Genomic DNA, 16,785 nt, shown 5'->3' with positions numbered 1-16,785 from the left:
CCAAGCAGCGAGCACTGCAAGGCAGTCGAGCCGGCCAAAGGCCGGGTCGACCCCCGCACTGAAGCCCGGCGGTTGGCGGGGCTGTGCCTGCGCCGCCACCATCGTTGACTCGCTGACAGTCTTCTTCAGGCTCCCCAGCTGCCGCCTATCGCCCGCACCAGCCCGACGGTGGCCTGGTACTGCGCGGAGCGCACCTGCAGCGCCTGGCGGCGGTTGCGAAGCTCGCTGCGCTGCGCGTCCAGCAGCTCCAGCTGGCTCACCAGCCCGTTACGGTAGCGCGAGTCGGACAGCTTGGTCGCCCGACTGGCCGAATCGACCGCGCTGGTCTGCAGCTCGGACTGGCGGGCCAGCAGCTGCAAGGCCGCGAGCTGGTCTTCGACGTCCTTGAACGCGACCAGGACCTGCTGGCGGTAGTTGACCAGGGCCATGTCCAGCTCGGCGCCGGCGTTCTGCACCTGTGCTTCGCGGCGGCCGCCGTCAAGAATCGGTAGCGACAGCAGTGCGCCAACGCCCCAGGCGCGGGCCGACAGCTTGAACAGATCGCCCAGCTCGGGCGAGACGCCGCCGCCATTGGCCGTCAGCGCGAGACTCGGGAACCAGGCGGCCTTGGCCACGCCGACGCGGGCCTGCGCAGCCAGCATGGCCCGCTGCGCCGCCGACACATCCGGACGGCGCGCCAGCATCGTGCTGGGCAGGCCGGCCGGGATCTGCGGCAGCGCCGCGTTCCAGCCGTCCAGACCCAGTTCGAAGTTCGAGGCCACCTCGCCGACCAGCACGGCGAGCGCGTTCTGCAGCGCGGCGCGCTGGCGGTCCAGCGCAAAGGCCTCGCTCTCGGTTGCCGCGGCTTCGGTGCGCACGCGCATCACGTCCAGCTCGGCCACGTCGCCGGCCTTGAAACGACGCTCGGTCAGCTGCAGCGTGTCGCGGTAGGCGGCCACCGTGTCGCGCACCAGCGCGCGCTCGGCATCCAGCGCCCGCAGCGCCAGATAGGTCTGCGCCACCTCGGCCTGCACCAGCAGCTGGGTGTTGCGCAAGAGGGCCTCGCGGGATTGGGCGTCCAGCGCGGCGGCGTCGGTGGTCTGCTTCAGCTTGCCGAACAGGTCCAGCTCGTACGACAGCCTCGCACCAGCGGTGATGCGGGTGGTGGCGTTCGGCGTCACGCCGGGCTCGACGCCGCGCGTGGCACCGCCGCTGATGCCCAGCTGCACCGACCGGTCCGCATCGGCGCTGCGCACCAGTGCGTTGGCCTGTGCCAGCCGTGCGGCCGCCACCTGGATGCTGGCGTTGTTGGCCGTGGCCTGCAGTTCCAGCGCGTTGAGCACCGGGTCGGCAAAGGCCAGCCACCATTGGCCGCGGGCCTGCGCCTCGGCCGGGGCGGCGGCGGTCCAGCGGCCGTCACCGGATTTGAAGGCGGCCGGGGTGGCAGGCAGTTCCTGCGCCACCGGCACGGTGGCCGTGGCGCAACCGGCCAGCAGCAGGGCCGCCAGGAGAGGTGTCAAGACGGGGGTCAGGGCTGAACGCCGCCAGAAATTCGACAATGTCTTCATGTGATTTCTCTCAATCCATCATTCATGTTTGGAGATGGGCGCTGCGGGCTGGGGCTTCAGGCTGCCCCCGGCGGAGGGGCCGAAGTCGGCATGGGCAAAGGCCTCCAGATGCGGCACCTCGCCATGCAGCTTCAGCGGGCGGTTGCCGGTCAGCTGGCGCAGCAGCACATAGAACACCGGCGTGAGGAAGAGGCCGAACAGCGTGACGCCAATCATTCCGAAGAACACGGCGATGCCCATGGCCTGGCGCATCTCGGAGCCTGCGCCGGTGGACAGCACCAGCGGCAGCACACCCATCACAAAGGCCATCGAGGTCATCAGGATGGGGCGCAGGCGCAGGCGGCTGGCCTCGATCGCGGCCTGGCGCGGCGTGCGTCCGGCGAACTCCAGCTCACGCGCGAACTCGACGATCAGGATCGCGTTCTTCGCACTCAAGCCCACCAGCACCATCAGCCCGATCTGGGTGAAGACGTTGTTGTCGCCATGCGAGAGCCAGACGCCGGTCATCGCCGCCAGCAGGCCCATGGGCACGATCAGGATGATGGACAGCGGCAGCGTCAGGCTCTCGTACTGCGCGGCCAGGACCAGGAACACCAGCAGGATCGCCAGCGGGAACACCCACATCGCCGAATTGCCGGCCAGGATCTCCTGGTAGGTCAGCTCGGTCCATTCATAGCTGATGCCCTTGGGCAGCGTCTCGGCCGCGATGCGCTTGATCGCATCCTGCGCCTGGCCCGAGGAATAGCCGGGGGCCGGGCCGCCGTTGATGTCGGCCGACAGGAAGCCGTTGTAGCGCATCGCACGCTCCGGGCCGAAGCTGGGCGTGACCTTCATCAGCGTTGACAGCGGCACCATCTCGCCCGAGTTCGAGCGCACCTTCAGCTGGCCCACGTCTTCCGCGCGGGCGCGGAAGGCCGCATCGGCCTGCACGCGCACCGAGTAGGTACGGCCGAACTTGTTGAAGTCGTTGGCGTACAGGCTGCCCAGGTAGATCTGCATGGTGTCGAAGATGTCCGTCACCGGCACGCCCAGCTGGCGGGCCTTGGTGCGATCGATGTCGGCATACAGCTGCGGCACATTGACCTGGTAGCTGGAGAACATGCCCGCCAGCTCCGGTGTCTGGTAGGCCTTGGCCATGAAGGCCTTGACCGCACCGTCCAGCGCCGTGTAGCCCAGACCGCCGCGATCTTCCAGCTGCAGCTTGAAGCCGCCGGTCGTGCCCAGGCCTGCCACCGGCGGTGGCGGGAACATGACGATGAAGGCGTCCTTGATCTGGCCGAACTGTGCGTTCAGATTGCCGGCAATCGCGCCCGCGCTCAGCGATGCATCCTTGCGCTGATCGAAGGGCGTCAAGGTGGTGAACACGATGCCCGAGTTCGAGCTGTTGGTGAAGCCATTGATCGACAGGCCCGGAAAGGCCACCGAGTGCTCGACGCCCGGAGTCTTCGAGGCGATCTCGCCCATGCGGCGAATTACGTCCTCGGTGCGGTCCAAGGTCGCACCATCGGGCAGCTGGGCAAAGCCGATCAGGTACTGCTTGTCCTGCGCCGGCACAAAGCCGCTGGGCACTATTCTGAACAGGCCCACGGTCACGCCGGCCAGGGCCAGATAGACCAGCACCATCACCGTCTTGCGCGAGATCGCACGGGTCACGCCGCCGCTGTAGGCTGCCGCGCCGCGGCCGAACAGCTTGTTGAAGCCGCGGAAGAAGCGGCCCAGCAGGCGGTCCATCACACGGGTCAGCCAGTCCTTGGGTGCGTCATGGCTTTTCAGCAGCAGGGCGGCCAGCGCCGGCGACAGGGTCAGCGAGTTGATCGCCGAGATCACCGTCGAGATCGCGATCGTCAGCGCGAACTGCTTGTAGAACTGGCCGGTCAGGCCGCTGATGAAGGCCAGCGGCACGAACACGGCGATCAGCACCAGGGCGATCGCGATGATGGGGCCGGAGACCTCACGCATCGCGCGGTAGGTGGCGTCGCGCGGGCTCAACCCCGCCTCGATATTGCGCTCGACGTTCTCGACCACGACGATGGCGTCATCCACCACAATGCCTATCGCCAGCACCAGGCCGAACAGGCTCAGCGCGTTGATCGAGAAGCCGAACAGATGCATCACCGCAAAGGTGCCGACCACCGATACCGGCACGGCCAGCAGCGGAATGATGGACGCGCGCCAGGTCTGCAGGAACAGGATCACGACCAGCACCACCAGGGCGATCGCCTCCAGCAGCGTGTGCACCACCGATTCGATCGATGCACGCACGAACTGTGTTGGGTCATAGACGATCTCGTAGTCCACGCCCTCGGGCATGCCGGCCTTCAGCTCGGCCATGGTGGCGCGCACGCCATTCGAGATGTCGATCGCGTTGGAGCCAGGTGCGGCGAAGATGGGCACGGCCACCGCGTCCTTGTTATCCAGCAGCGAGCGCAGCGAGTAGCCCGAGGCGCCCAGCTCGATGCGGGCGATGTCGCGCAGGCGCGTCACCGCGCCATCGGCGCTGGTCTTGACGATGATGTCGCCAAATTCTTCCTCGTTCTGCAAACGGCCCTGCGCGTTGATCGACAACTGCACATCGACGCCGGCCAGGCCCGGCGAGGCGCCGACCACCCCGGCGGCGGCCTGCACGTTCTGGCCGCGGATGGCGGTCACCACATCGCCGGCCGACAGGCCGCGCTGGGCGACCTTGTTCGGGTCCAGCCAGACGCGCATCGAGTAGTCGCCCGAGCCGAACAATTGCACGTCGCCGACGCCCTGCACACGCGCCAGCCGATCCTTGACGTTGAGCAACGCGTAGTTGCGCAGATAGGTCATGTCATAGCGGCCGTTGGGGCTCAGCAAGTGCACCACCATGGTCAGGTCGGGCGAGCTCTTGATCGTGCTGACACCCAGGCGGCGCACCTCCTCGGGCAGGCGCGGCTCGGCTTGCGAGACGCGGTTCTGCACCATCTGCTGGGCCTTGTCGGGGTCGGTGCCCAGCTTGAAGGTGACGGTCAGTGTCATCAGACCGTCGGTCGTCGCCTGGCTGCCCATATAGAGCATGCCTTCGACGCCGTTGATCGCTTCTTCCAGCGGTGTGGCCACGGTTTCGGCAATCACCTTCGGATTGGCGCCGGGGTAGTTGGCCCGCACCACCACCGAGGGCGGCACGACCTCGGGGTATTCGGAGATCGGCAGACTGCGCACCGCAATCAGGCCGGCGATCAGCATCAGCAGCGACAGCACGCCGGCAAAGATCGGCCTGTCTATGAAGAATTTGGAGAGGTTCATGGCGGTTCTTCTTTCCTGTCAGGCGTTCACGCGGGAACGCCGGGGGCCGGCCTGGGGCTGCCTGCCCTCAGATGGGGGCGTGCAGCCACAGACCGGACGGCCTGGAATAGGCTGGGACTTGCTTGGCTTTAGGAAGGCTTGGCGTCTTCTCGGCGGGCCTGCAGTTCGGGCTTGGCGTCCATTGCCACGGCCTCGGGCTTCAGCACCGCGCCGGGGCGCACGCGCTGCAGGCCGTTGACGACGATGCGCTCGTCGGCCTTCAACCCGGTGTTGACGACACGCAGGCCGTTGACATTGGCGCCCAGGGTGACCTCGCGGTACTCGGCCTTGTTCTGCGCACCGACCACCATCACGAACTTCTTGCTCTGGTCGGTGCCCACCGCGCGTTCGTTGATCAGCAGGGCCGAGGCATTCTTGACCTGGCCCATGCGCAGCTTGGCGAACTGGCCGGGCATCAGGCTGCCGTCCTTGTTGTCGAACACCGCACGCACACGCACCGTGCCGCTCTTGGTGTCGACCTGGTTGTCGACCAGCTGCAAGCGGCCCTCGAACGGCGTGTCGGTGGTGGCGGCCGTGCCCATCAGCACCGGAATCTTCTCCAGCTGGCTGCGGCCACCGGCGCTGGCGGGCAGGCTCTTCAGCGCGCGGGCCACGACCTGCTCATCGGCGTCGAAGCTGGCGTAGATGGGGCTGACCGAGACCAGCGTCGTCAGCACCGGGGCGCCCGGGCCGGCGGCGACCAGATTGCCGACGGTGATCTCCAGCTTGCCGACGCGGCCGGACACCGGCGCACGCACCTGGGTGTAGCTGAGGTTCAGGCGGGCCGACTGCAAGGCGGCCTGGGCGGCACGCAGATTGGCCTCGGCCTCGCGGTAGGTGTTCTGGCGCTCGTCGTATTCACGCAGGGCGATCGCATGCTCGTCCAGCAGGCGCTGGGCACGGGCCTGATCGCTCTTGGCATAGGTCAGGCGCGACTGTGCGGCGGCCACCTGAGCCTCGGCGCGCTCGACCTCGGCAGCAAAGGGGGCCGGATCGATGGTGATCAGCAGATCACCCTGCTTGACCAGCGCTCCTTCCTTGAAATGCACCGCCTGCACGGCGCCGGCCACGCGGGAGCGCAGGTCGACGCGTTCGACGGCTTCGAGTCGGCCTGAGAACTCGTCCCAGGTGGCGACATCGCTCTTCACCACCGTGGCCACCGACACCGGCGTCGCCGGCGGCTCGGCCGACGCGGCAGCGGGGCCGGCCTCGGCCGTGTGCAGGCCAAAGAAGGCGGCCGAGACGGCCACCACGGCGGTGACGGCTGTGCCCACCGCCCACATGCGGGTGTTCGAGCGTTGCGGGAACTGATCGAGATTAGGGTTCTGACTCATGGGAACTCCGTGAAACTGTGTGACTGTGTTGACTGCCGATCAGCGTTGCTGAATCCGTTGGCCAATCGCGCTGATCTGGTGCATTTGTTCCTACGGTGGAACAAAGCAAGCTATTCGAGGTCTTGATATCAGGGTTTACAGCTAGATGTATGGGCTAGAGACCGCTTCGATTTGATTGAATTCATCGTTTTCCCCTTAGTTTCGTAGCGACCGTTCTGGAATAATGGGGACTGTAGCGAGCTTGCACAAGGCCGTCAACAAATTTAATATCGATCGTTATGGAAAAGACTCTTGAGACAAAAAAGCCCCGTGCGCGTGGCCGCCCGCTGTCCTTCGACCGGGACCAGGCGCTGGAGAACGCGATGCATGTGTTCTGGCGTTTTGGCTATGAGGCGGCGTCGATCAGCGAGCTGACCGCGGCCATGGGCATCACCCCGCCCAGCCTCTACTCCGCCTTCGGCGACAAGGAGCATCTGTTCTGGGAGGCCATCGAGCGCTATGCGGTCGGCCCCGGCAGCGGCGCACCGAAGGCGCTGGCCGAAGAGGCTAGCGCCTATGCCGCGATCAAGCGCCTGCTGGAAGAGGCCGCCGAGGAGCTGACCCGCTCCTGCCACCCGCGCGGCTGCATGATGGTGATGGCGGCGACCAACTGCTCGGTGGCCTCGGCGCACATCGAGGCCGCGCTGGCCAAGCGCCGCGCCGGCGCCGTGACCGGCATCCGCGAGCGCATCGAGCAGGGCATCGCCAACGGCGAATTGCCGGCCGACACCGATGCCAGCGCGCTGGCCAACTTCTATGCCACCGTCTATCAGGGCATGTCCATGCAATCCAAGGACGGCGCGACCTTCGAGAGCCTGATGGCCATCACGGCCGCGGCGATGCGCGCCTGGCCGGCCAAGCAGCCGGCGTGAGCCCAGAGAACGCAGATCAACCCACCGGAATCGCCATGCCCGTAACGCTTCAACTCAGCGGCCATGTCAAGGACCTCGGCGGCGGTTTCGTGGTGCGGCGTTTGCTGCCCTCGGCGCCGCGTCAGGCGGTAGGGCCCTTCCTGTTCTTCGATCACTTCGGTCCGGTCACCGTCGAGCCCGACAGCCACCACGATGTGCGGCCGCACCCCCATATCGGCCTGGCCACCGTCACCTATCTGTTCGAGGGCGCGATGATGCACCGCGACAGCCTGGGCACCGAGCAGCGCATTGCCCCGGGGGCGATCAACTGGATGACGGCCGGCAGCGGCATCGTCCACTCGGAGCGCCGGCCCGCCGACCTGCGCGACAAGACCTTTGTCAACCACGGCCTGCAGCTGTGGGCCGCGCTGCCGGAAGCGTTCGAGGAAGTGGCACCGAGCTTCTCGCACACGCCTGCCGAGGCGATCCCAACGCTGAACGTGGGGGCCGCACAGGTGCGCGTGCTGATCGGCGAAGCCTTCGGCCTGCACTCGCCGGTGCCCACGTTTGCGCCGACCCTCTACCTCGATGTGCGCTTCGCTTCGGCGGGTGACATGGAGTTGCCCGCGCTGGCCGAAGAGCTGGCGGTCTACACGGTCGATGCGCCGGTTCAGGTTGATGGCGACACCGTGCCGCCGCACACGCTGGCTCTTTTGGAGCCCGGTCAGACCGTCAGGCTGCAAGCCGACGGCCCGGCGCAGCTGATGGTGCTGGGCGGCGCCTCGCTCGGCGCGCACCGCCACATCTGGTGGAACTTCGTCTCCAGCCGCAAGGAGCGCATCAACCAGGCCGCCGATGACTGGCAGGCCCAGCGTATGGGCCAGGTCATCAACGAGACCGAGTTCCTGCCGCTGCCGGAGCGCCGCCCGGCCGGGATCTGACGGGCCAGCGGGGTCAGGCCAGGGCCCGCAACACCCGCCCGAAGAATCCGTCGGCATGGTCGGCATTGATCCAGCGCACCACCACCACCAGGCGCTGCGCAGGTGCCACCCAGGTCAGGGAGCTGCCGGCGCCGACAGCGAAATAGCTGTCTTCGGGCAGACTGGGGAACACGCTGTGGCCCGGGTTCAGAAACACCAGGCAGCCATAGAACGGCGCGATCGCACAGGGTGTGCGCATGCGTTCCACCCAGGCGGCGGGAATCACCTGCCGGCCGTTGACGCGGCCCTGGTCGAGCAGCATGTGCCCGATGCGCGCCTGATCGACGCTGCTGATCGACATGCCGCCGCCCCAGTGGCTGCCGCCGGGCACCGACTGCACGCGCTGGCCATTCGCCAACTCGACCCAGGAGTTGTCATAGCCCACCCAGCGCCAATCAGTGCTGGCGCCGATGGGCCGCATGATGGCCTCGTCAAACACCTCCGGCAGCGCCCGGCCGAACAGGTGCAGCAGCGCCAGTGACAGCTGGTTGATGCGCACGTCGTTGTACTCCCAGTAGCTGCCAGGAGCCTGCAGCGGGCGGGCGTCGCCCTTGATGCCGCTCACCTCCTTGGCCTGGAATTTGACGCTGCGGAAGCGATCCACCTGGTCAGGCACGCCGAAGCAGCTGCCCTCCCATTCGCTGGTTTGCTGCAGCAGCTGCAGCCAGGTCACCTGGGCGTTGTGCTCGCCCTCGAAGCCAATGCCCGGCACCCTTTTGTGCACCGCCTCGTTCAGATCGGGCAGCAAGCCGCGGCCCTGTGCCACGCCAGCGAGCAGGGCCAGATAGGTCTTGGCGATGCTGAAGGTCAGGTCGGCCCGCTCGGGCTCGCCCCAGTGCGCCCGCAGTTGGCCGTCCTGCAGGATCACGCCCGACACCGGCCCGCGGCCATGCACCGGCCCCAGCAAGCGGTTCCAGGGCGGCGGGTCCTGCTGGTGCACGCCCCAGGCCTGGTTCTCGGTGTCGCGGCTCCAGGCCGTCTCGTGCTCAATGGCGAATTGCACGGCGTCCAGCAAGCGCGGGTCTTGTGTTGTGGCCAGGGACAGATTGAGCATGATGATGATGAAATTGCTGCGGTGAAGGCGGTCTTGATTGTAGAAACGACCAACGTGCGCGAAGCTCCGGCAATCGCACCGTCGACGCGGAATCGGCGGAGCCCCGCGCCGTCGGGCCGTGATACTTTCTTTCTTACTTTCTTCGCCTCAGCGCCCCACCCTACCCCCACGGAGACACCTGGCATGAAACTGATGCGATACGGCGCCAAAGGCGCGGAGCGACCGGCCCTGCTGGACAGCCAGGGGCGCGTACGAGATCTTGGCGGCAGCCTGGACGATATCGACGGCAGCCACCTCACACCTCAGGGCCTGCACCTGTTGCGCCAGATTGATCCCGACAGCCTGCCCCTGGTCGAGCAGCCGGGTCGCATCGCGCCGCCATGGAGCGGCATGGGCAAATTCGTCTGCGTCGGCCTGAACTACGCCGACCATGCTGCTGAGGCCGGCATGCCCTTGCCGAAGGAACCCATTCTGTTCATGAAACCCACGAGCGCCGTGATCGGTTGCAATGACGCTGTCGTGCTGCCCCAGGGCTCGGTCAAGGGCGACTGGGAAGTCGAGCTGGGCGTGGTGATTGGCAGCAAGGCACGCTATGTCAGCGAGGCAGACGCGCTGCAGCATGTGGCCGGCTACTGCGTGGTCAACGATGTGTCCGAGCGCGAGTATCAGATCGAACGCGGCGGCACCTGGGACAAGGGCAAGGGCTGCGACACCTTCGGCCCGGTCGGGCCCTGGCTGGTGACGGCCGATGAAGTGCCGGACCCGCAGGCGCTGGCCCTGTGGCTTGACTTGAACGGCCAGCGCCGCCAGACCGGCAGCACCCGCACCATGGTGTTTGGCGTCGCCCAGCTGGTAAGTTATATCAGCCGCTTCATGACGCTCTACCCGGGCGACCTGATCAGCACCGGCACGCCCCCCGGCGTGGGCATGGGCCACAAGCCGCCGCTGTATCTGCGGCCCGGCGACGAGATGCGTCTGGGCATTGCCGGCCTGGGCGAGCAGTGTCAGCGTGTGCATGGGTGGAGCTCGACGCTGATTGATGCCTGAGGCAGAACGCCTTCACTCGCCGGCCCGGCCGCGGCTCAACGCCAAACCCGGGACATCAGCCTGGCGCAATAGCTCGCCTCCGGCACCGCCACACGCCAGGGTCCATGGGACAGGGCATCTCCTCCGGTATGCCGCGACCGGTTCGAAGCAGGATCCGCAGGCTCTGCGGACACTTGCGCCGGGGCGATGCCGGTTGAGCCCCCGCGACGGGGCGCTGATGGCGCGCGCGATACCTCCGCAACTCCTGGCCCTGACAATGGGCCCAGCATATCCACCGGGCTGCGCACCGCACCGCCCCCAAGCTTCAAGACGTGGGTGTAGATCATCGTGGTGGCGACGTCGGCATGCCCCAGCAAATCCTGGACGGTCCTGATGTCGTAGCCGGCCTGCAGCAAATGTGTGGCGAATGAATGGCGGAGTGTGTGCGGCGTGGCGAGCTTCCCGATCTGAGCCGACACAAGAGCCCTCTTGAACGCACGCTGAAAGCCCTGGTCGAACATATGGTGCCGCCGAATCTCACCGCTGCGCGGATCCACTGAATGCTTGCCCTGAGGAAAGACCCAAAACCAGATCCAGGACGACGCCGAGCGGGGGTACTTCCGGTCCAAGGCGTCGGGCATGTAAACCCCGCCGTGCTGGCCAGCCTGATCTGCCACCCACAGGCAGCGGGCATGCGCTAACTGGGCTCGCAATGCGGGTATCAAGCTGGTCGGCAGCATCACCACCCGATCCTTGCCGCCCTTGCCCTCACGGACAATGATGGCACCATGATCGAAGTCCAGGTCCTTGACGCGCAGTTGCAAGCCCTCGGACAACCGTAGACCCGTGCCGTAGAGCAGTTGGGCAAACAGGCGGTACTCACCGTCCATCCATCGAAACACCCGCGCGATGTCATCTCGGGTCAGCACCACCGGAAGCCTGCGCTTGCTGCGTGGCCGGCCAATCTGGCGCAGCCAGGGCAGGTTGATGTCCAGCACCTTGGTGTACAGGAACAGCAGGGCGGACAAAGCCTGCTTGTGCGTTGATACCGCAACATGACGCTCGTTGGCCAGCCAGGACAGGAAGGCCTCGAGTTCGTCCTGCCCCAGGTCCCGCGGATGGCGCAACCCATGAAAACGCACGAACGCCCTGACCCAATGCACATAGGCCTGCTCGGTGCGCAGGCTGTAGTGCAAGGACCGCACCCGCTCCCTCACCTGATCCAACAGTTTGACAGCCTGCAGCGGCGGCAGCGGCGACAACTCGCCCGCAGGGCGCAGCAGTGTTCTTGACGAATCAGCCATCTAACGCTCCAATCAACGCCATATTGGTTGCAGGCACCGCAGCAAAACGCTGCAGACTTGCGATGCAAGCCAAAGCTGCCTTTGCACGACCCAATACACTGTACGAAACCACAGCATATGCAATCCAATGCCTTAGTTCAAGCGGAGAACAACCCACAGACGTCTCCGTGGATACGGCGACAACTAAATGTGTTACGCAGCGTGTCTGTCGCCCGATAACATAGTTAGGCAGCTATGGAGAGCGTCGGTCGGTTCATCAACATCGTTCTCTTCTTTTTCTTGCTTTGGGGACCCATCGCGAGCTACTTCCTTGCTCGAACCGTAGCTCGAAGAGCCCATCTTCTGGTTGTCGCGCCGCTCCTTGTTGGCGCGTTGACACTTGGTCAGTTCGTCGTTTTCTGTCCAGTCATGTGGGGCGGCGAAGGTTTTGGCATGCTTCTTCCTTGGTGGGGCTTGCTCTGGTTCGGGGCAGCGCACGCAAACTTCTTCTATGAGTTCGCCGCAGTGGCGCTGGTCTACTTTGCCGCCGTTGCGGCCTATGTTGTTTGGCAGTGCCAGCGAAACGCTCGCCCAGGTCAAACCGTGATTTAAGGCTTGCTATGCACAATCTGCCTAACCATTCCATCGAGGGGACAAACAACGGCGGTTCAGGTTCAGGCTTTCTGTCCATGCCGGTGCCGCCGTCGTTTGCCCCTCATGTCAAACGTTATGCGTCGGCTTTGCCGGAACTCTAAAGCTGGCTCCGCTTGCGACCACACTGGAGTCTTTGCCGCGCGCGTCGAACTGCCAAGCATGCAAACCTCGCCGCCGCGCGCGTTGCTTGCTCAGTCTTCAGGGTTTGCTATGCGTCTTGGCGCGGCATACACGGGTAAAGTCATCGCAATGCAACCCAGGCCTCGCTTTCGGTCCACGCCACCGCCCTCGGGGCGCGCCTGGCTGGCTCCTTCTTCGGCTGGCACATTCGGCATTCAAGCGCCTGTGCCTTCGTCGTTGGGGCTACGCATAACCAATCGCTCCATCCGACAGCCTACGGCTGCGGCTGAGCTCAGACGTTAGAGCGCAATGAGCATCATGATGCTTTTCCTCGGCTTGGTATCGCCCTTAGTTGCGTTCCTGTGGGCAGGTCGTGTCTACGCCGGCAGCGAGAGAAGGCATAAAGAGTCCAGCTCATTTGGCGTCTATCTTTGTGAAGTAGGTTTCGTGCTTGTCATTGCTTTGCTCGTCGTAGCCTTTCTTGGCCGCGGCTTGTGTGGACTTCTCTCCTTTCCCGAGGAAACCTGCGGGTGGGTCGCGCCGTTCTTCTTGGCTCCGCTTCTCGCGAGCATTTCCGCCGTGGCATACGCATACATGTGGGCGAAGCGCACCAATGCGCTCTAACCATTCCATCGAGGGGACAAACAACGGCGGTCCAGGTTTGGGCCTTCTGTCTAGGATGGTGCCGCCGTCGTTTGCCCCTCATGTCAAACGTTAGGCCGCAGAAATGCCCTCCAAGTCCATCGTTGCGCTTTACTGGGAGTCGAGAGCGTCTGCGCCAAGCGAGAGTGCAGCCGCATTGCTCCCGGCGTTTGAGGCGCTGCGCTGCGCTGGTTTCGGTGTCTTCTTCCGCAAGGGCCGCTCAAAGAAGGCGGCAACAGCACAACCGCTTGTCATTTCCCACGAGTCACTCGAAGAGCTGCTCTCTCAAGGTGCGAATCTGCGAGATGTTGGAAGGCAGCCCATCCTGGAGCTTGGCCAGTCGCTGGGGCTTTGGTCCGGTGGACCTGAAGACGAGGCATATGCACTTGCCGTTCAAATTGGCAGCACTTCGCCTCACTCGAGGAACTGCTTCGTCCTTCAGCTCCCAGGTACGGGACCTCATTCATTGGCCAGCACATCCATTGAAGTCAAGACTATGTTTACTGCATTGGTGCAGCTCCTTCTCCCTAGTCAGGCTATCGTTTGCGAGGCCAGCGCTATTCGCTGGGAGGATTCCGTGTTGGCTGCCAACATTCCACACTTGGTCAGGTACAAGCGTGCGGCCTAACCCTGCGTTCGAGCCGACTCGCGCCGGCTGGTCACTACAGGCCCCCATTTCATTCTGGGCCTTCTGTGCCCTGCCGTCGCTCGCGGCTCAACTTGAACGTTAGGCCGCATCCAAATGCCGTCTCGCCCACGAATCTATGCTGACTTCAACGCCATTGCGTATCGGCAAGACGGATCTTCGCTCGCCGACATCCCGATAACCGGCTACGGAACGCTCGCAAGCCTGTCGAATCAGCGTCTTCGCCTCGCGGAAGGGCTTGAGGTAGTGATCTTCGAGCCACGCGACATTGAATGCGACGGAGCAGCGCACTTCGACTTGGCAAGAACCGATCCAGCAGGAAGACAGGGTGAATGGGTTGTTGTTATTGACCATAGTCAGACCCGGGACTGCGCACCCGATCAACCGGAGTTGAGTGAGCATCTGTGCTTCGGCTGCCGACTTAACCTCAAATCGCATTTCAAGGACATTGGTCGGTCATATACGGAGATATGCCCAGCATGCGGCACAAGCGTCATGGCCCCGCTCGCGCCTCCGGCCAATGCGGCCTAACCGGTCGCTCGAGTGGACCTACGCCAGCTGGCCGCGCTACGCTGCCTGTATATTTTCAGCTCCGCGCGGCCAGCTGGCTGCGGCCCCTCAGCTTCAACGTTAGACCACCCATGAACCTACGTGCCGTGCTCTTTGACCTCGATGACACGCTGCACGACAAGTCGGCAACGCTGCGCACGGTCGCCGCCAAGCAGTACGTCACCGGTGAGCTTTCGTCCTTCGGCATTCACGAGGGCGAATGGGTGTCACAGTACCTCGATCTGAACAACCTTCGCATCGAGAAGACCGAGGTCTTCTCGCGCCTGCGAGATCGGTTCTCGCTGCCCTCAGACCTTGCCGAGTCGCTGCTCGCAGACTTCGACAACAACCTTGGAACAGAAGCCAAGCTGTATGCCGGTGCACTGGACCTCGTACGGTCATGCAAAGCGCAGGGTATGAAGGTAGGCCTTATCACCAACGGCCGCGACGCCTTTCAGCGAAGCAAAATCGTAGGCATGGGTGTCGCCGAGAACTTCGATGCGGTGGTTACCTCGGGCGGCCTAGGAATCAAGAAGCCAGATCTACGCATCTTTCGAGCTTGTCTCCAGATACTCGATGTCGAGCCAAATGATGCTGCATTCGTCGGAGACGACTTCGCAGCCGATATGCAGCCCGCCCTGGAGCTTGGCATGCAAGCCATCTGGAAATCATCCGCTTACTCTCCGCGAGTAGCATTCAGCAGCGACAACCTCAATGAAATTCGAGCGTTCCTATTGTCGGCGGTCTAACCCTTCCATCGAGGGGACAATCAACGGCGGTTCAGTTTTGGCTTCGTTGCCTACGTTGGTGCCACCGCTGTTTGCCCCTCATGTCAAACGTTAGACCTCTCATGCGATCCAAGACCATCGCCGTCACTTCGTCCTCCCTCGTTTCCGCGTGTCTCCTACTTGCAATCGACAAGGCGGGATGCGCCCTACGAGCGTGCACCGAGGACGATGCAGCTGTCAGGGCAGAGTTGGTCATGGTGCCAATGTTATTCGTCTATGCAGTGGCATCCTGGCTCACCGTGTTTCCATTGATTGTCGCTGTGGGAAGGAGCGTGCGAAAGCCTGTCGCTGCATTGCTCGTCTCCCTCTCCTTTGGCCTCGCCGTCGCTCTGCTGCTTCACCAGCCGCAAGTCGACAGCTCAGTGGTGCGCACGCTAAACGTGCTTCTCCCGTGGTTGGTTGTCCCCTGGTTTGCCGGGGGTTGGCTAGCCACATTGCTCTGGCCCTATCCTCCCAACAACGAGAAGCACAGTGCGGCAGAAACAGAGGCCTAACCATTCCATCGAGGGGACAAACAACGGCGGTTCGGTTTTGGGCATTCTGTCCACGCTGGTGCCGCCGTCGTTTGCCCCTCATGTCAAACGTTCGACCTCTTGAAATCCGCTTCTGGACTGCTGTGCGCCTCTGGCGTATAGTTCGGCAATGCTCACAGTCGTCGAAACCCTCCTCTTTCAACGCCAATGGCCGCTCTACTGGAGCGAAGAGGAGCGCGGCGTTTTCGCCGCCTACATTGCAGAGCATCCCACTGCCGGAGATGTCGTGCCCGAATCCGGTGGCATTCGCAAAGTGCGATGGGGTCGCGCAGGTTCGGGCAAGTCGGGCGGCGTGCGGGTGATCTATTTCACTCGTACAGCCGAAGGTGAAGTCGTCTTGCTTACGCTTTATGCGAAGTCCAAAACGGACAACCTCACTGGCCCAAAGTTGAAGGAGATTCGCCGTGCCCTCGAAGAGTAAACCCCTGACCGACGCAGAACTCACTGCGTACGAAGCCAAGCGCGATCTTGCCGCGGAGCTTCTGCAATCTGTGCGGGAGATGAAGGCAGGACAAGTCCGCGTTGTTTCTTCGCCGGTTATTGAAGCTCGGCACAAAACCGGGCTTTCGCAATCACAGTTTGCCGCGCTGATGGGAGTGTCCGTTCGCACCTTGCAGGGCTGGGAGCAAGGTCGGAAGCAGCCGAGTGGAGCCGCGCGAACATTGCTCGCCATCGCCAGCTCCAATCCGAAGGCACTGTTGGCAGTGGCACACAAGTAGGCCGCATGCGCAAGAGGTCGAACCGGTCGTTCGAGCCGACAGCCACAGGCGGGCTCCGTTGTGCCGGTTTGGTCAGGTGGGTGCCGCCTGTGTCTGCGGCTCAACTTCAACGTTCGGCGTCATGGGACTGATCTTCTTCCTCGGTATCAACTGGCTGCTCATCGCGCTAGCCGTAGGTCTTCTTAAGAAACCTGGCGAGCTGAGAGCCGTTGCCAAGAGCTGGGCTGACCGTCCTTTCATGAACGCGTTCATGCTCACCTGGGTCAGCTCGATTCTTGTAGCCGGCTGGGGGGTGCTGACCGGGGGCTACTTATCTTGGCCAGTAGCTACGCCGTGGGGACGCTTGCAGTCCTGGCAGCTTGGCGGAATCGTCGCGTTTGCTGGGCTCGTTGTGTTCTTTGGAATCTCCGCCTACGAGAATCGTCAGCACCGCAAGCGGTACGAACAATGACGCCGAACCCATCATTCCAGCGGACCGCCTTCGGCGGCCTCTGAATTCAGACGTTAGGCGTCCAAGCCGAATCATGCGCGATCTCACTACGCGGGTACTTTCGAGAACCCGCAAGCGTTGGTTCAAGTCGCGTCCTCTTTTCGAGGCCTACAAACCCGTCGCTTCGTCGTATCCGTCCGGCCAAGTCATCTTGAAGTCGCCAAGCGGAACCGTAAGGATCGTGTCCACTTAACTTAGGTGGACACGATGCCAAGCGAGAAGAT

General features: G+C 63.9%; 15 protein-coding genes. 10 read left to right on the top strand and 5 right to left on the bottom strand.

What is annotated here, in order from left to right:
* Positions 1 to 125: 125 nt before the first annotated feature.
* From DES47_RS24195 to DES47_RS24185, 3 genes are all read right to left on the bottom strand, one after another.
* Complete coding sequence (locus DES47_RS24195; protein ID WP_133703347.1) at positions 126 to 1,547, bottom strand: efflux transporter outer membrane subunit; 1,422 nt, start codon at positions 1,545 to 1,547, stop codon at positions 126 to 128.
* A gap of 18 nt (positions 1,548 to 1,565) precedes the next feature.
* The gene (locus tag DES47_RS24190) at positions 1,566 to 4,814 is read right to left on the bottom strand and encodes an efflux RND transporter permease subunit (RefSeq protein WP_133703346.1); all 3,249 of its coding nucleotides are present in this window, start codon (positions 4,812 to 4,814) and stop codon (positions 1,566 to 1,568) included.
* A 128-nt stretch (positions 4,815 to 4,942) separates the two neighbouring features.
* Positions 4,943 to 6,136: an efflux RND transporter periplasmic adaptor subunit gene (locus DES47_RS24185; RefSeq protein WP_243748450.1), complete on the bottom strand. Its 1,194-nt coding sequence runs from the start codon at positions 6,134 to 6,136 to the stop codon at positions 4,943 to 4,945.
* Between the two features lie 329 nt (positions 6,137 to 6,465).
* Between DES47_RS24185 and DES47_RS24180 the strand changes: the two genes are divergently transcribed.
* Positions 6,466 to 7,098 (top strand): TetR/AcrR family transcriptional regulator, encoded by a 633-nt coding sequence (locus DES47_RS24180; RefSeq protein ID WP_133703344.1) that lies wholly within the window; start codon positions 6,466 to 6,468, stop codon positions 7,096 to 7,098.
* A gap of 35 nt (positions 7,099 to 7,133) precedes the next feature.
* The gene (locus tag DES47_RS24175) at positions 7,134 to 8,018 is read left to right on the top strand and encodes a pirin family protein (RefSeq protein ID WP_133703343.1); all 885 of its coding nucleotides are present in this window, start codon (positions 7,134 to 7,136) and stop codon (positions 8,016 to 8,018) included.
* Positions 8,019 to 8,031: 13 nt separating this feature from the next.
* Here the strand turns inward: DES47_RS24175 and DES47_RS24170 are convergent, their stop codons facing one another.
* Complete coding sequence (locus DES47_RS24170; RefSeq protein WP_133703342.1) at positions 8,032 to 9,111, bottom strand: serine hydrolase domain-containing protein; 1,080 nt, start codon at positions 9,109 to 9,111, stop codon at positions 8,032 to 8,034.
* 183 nt (positions 9,112 to 9,294) lie between these two features.
* On the opposite strand from DES47_RS24170, the gene DES47_RS24165 reads away from it, so the two are divergent.
* Positions 9,295 to 10,158 carry a fumarylacetoacetate hydrolase family protein gene (locus DES47_RS24165; protein ID WP_133703341.1) on the top strand — a complete coding sequence of 288 codons (864 nt, stop codon included), beginning with the start codon at positions 9,295 to 9,297 and terminating at the stop codon, positions 10,156 to 10,158.
* A 35-nt stretch (positions 10,159 to 10,193) separates the two neighbouring features.
* Here the strand turns inward: DES47_RS24165 and DES47_RS24160 are convergent, their stop codons facing one another.
* Positions 10,194 to 11,441, bottom strand: a complete 1,248-nt coding sequence (locus DES47_RS24160) for an integron integrase (protein WP_133703340.1) — start codon at positions 11,439 to 11,441, stop codon at positions 10,194 to 10,196.
* Positions 11,442 to 11,675: 234 nt separating this feature from the next.
* On the opposite strand from DES47_RS24160, the gene DES47_RS24155 reads away from it, so the two are divergent.
* The 7 genes from DES47_RS24155 (at position 11,676) to DES47_RS24130 (ending at position 16,522) form a co-directional block, all read left to right on the top strand.
* The gene (locus tag DES47_RS24155) at positions 11,676 to 12,032 is read left to right on the top strand and encodes a hypothetical protein (RefSeq protein WP_133703339.1); all 357 of its coding nucleotides are present in this window, start codon (positions 11,676 to 11,678) and stop codon (positions 12,030 to 12,032) included.
* Between the two features lie 471 nt (positions 12,033 to 12,503).
* Positions 12,504 to 12,818 carry a hypothetical protein gene (locus DES47_RS24150; protein ID WP_133703338.1) on the top strand — a complete coding sequence of 105 codons (315 nt, stop codon included), beginning with the start codon at positions 12,504 to 12,506 and terminating at the stop codon, positions 12,816 to 12,818.
* A 103-nt stretch (positions 12,819 to 12,921) separates the two neighbouring features.
* Positions 12,922 to 13,464 (top strand): Imm52 family immunity protein, encoded by a 543-nt coding sequence (locus DES47_RS29740; RefSeq protein WP_425057486.1) that lies wholly within the window; start codon positions 12,922 to 12,924, stop codon positions 13,462 to 13,464.
* A gap of 659 nt (positions 13,465 to 14,123) precedes the next feature.
* Complete coding sequence (locus DES47_RS24145) at positions 14,124 to 14,780, top strand: HAD family hydrolase (RefSeq protein WP_166652144.1); 657 nt, start codon at positions 14,124 to 14,126, stop codon at positions 14,778 to 14,780.
* Between the two features lie 681 nt (positions 14,781 to 15,461).
* Positions 15,462 to 15,773: a type II toxin-antitoxin system RelE/ParE family toxin gene (locus DES47_RS24140; protein ID WP_133703336.1), complete on the top strand. Its 312-nt coding sequence runs from the start codon at positions 15,462 to 15,464 to the stop codon at positions 15,771 to 15,773.
* A complete protein-coding gene (locus DES47_RS24135; RefSeq protein ID WP_133703335.1) occupies positions 15,757 to 16,071 on the top strand; it encodes a helix-turn-helix domain-containing protein in 315 nt (104 codons plus the stop codon). Before DES47_RS24140 ends, DES47_RS24135 begins: the two co-directional genes overlap by 17 nt.
* A 121-nt stretch (positions 16,072 to 16,192) precedes the next feature.
* Entirely contained in the window at positions 16,193 to 16,522 is a 330-nt protein-coding gene (locus tag DES47_RS24130; protein ID WP_133703334.1) for a hypothetical protein, read from the top strand.
* The last annotated feature ends 263 nt before the right edge of the window (positions 16,523 to 16,785 follow it).

Source organism: Roseateles toxinivorans (assembly GCF_004362525.1).
Taxonomy (GTDB): Bacteria; Pseudomonadota; Gammaproteobacteria; order Burkholderiales; family Burkholderiaceae_C; genus Paucibacter; species Paucibacter toxinivorans.
Note: the sequence above shows the minus strand (reverse complement) of the source record. Positions and strands in the feature narration are given on the sequence as shown.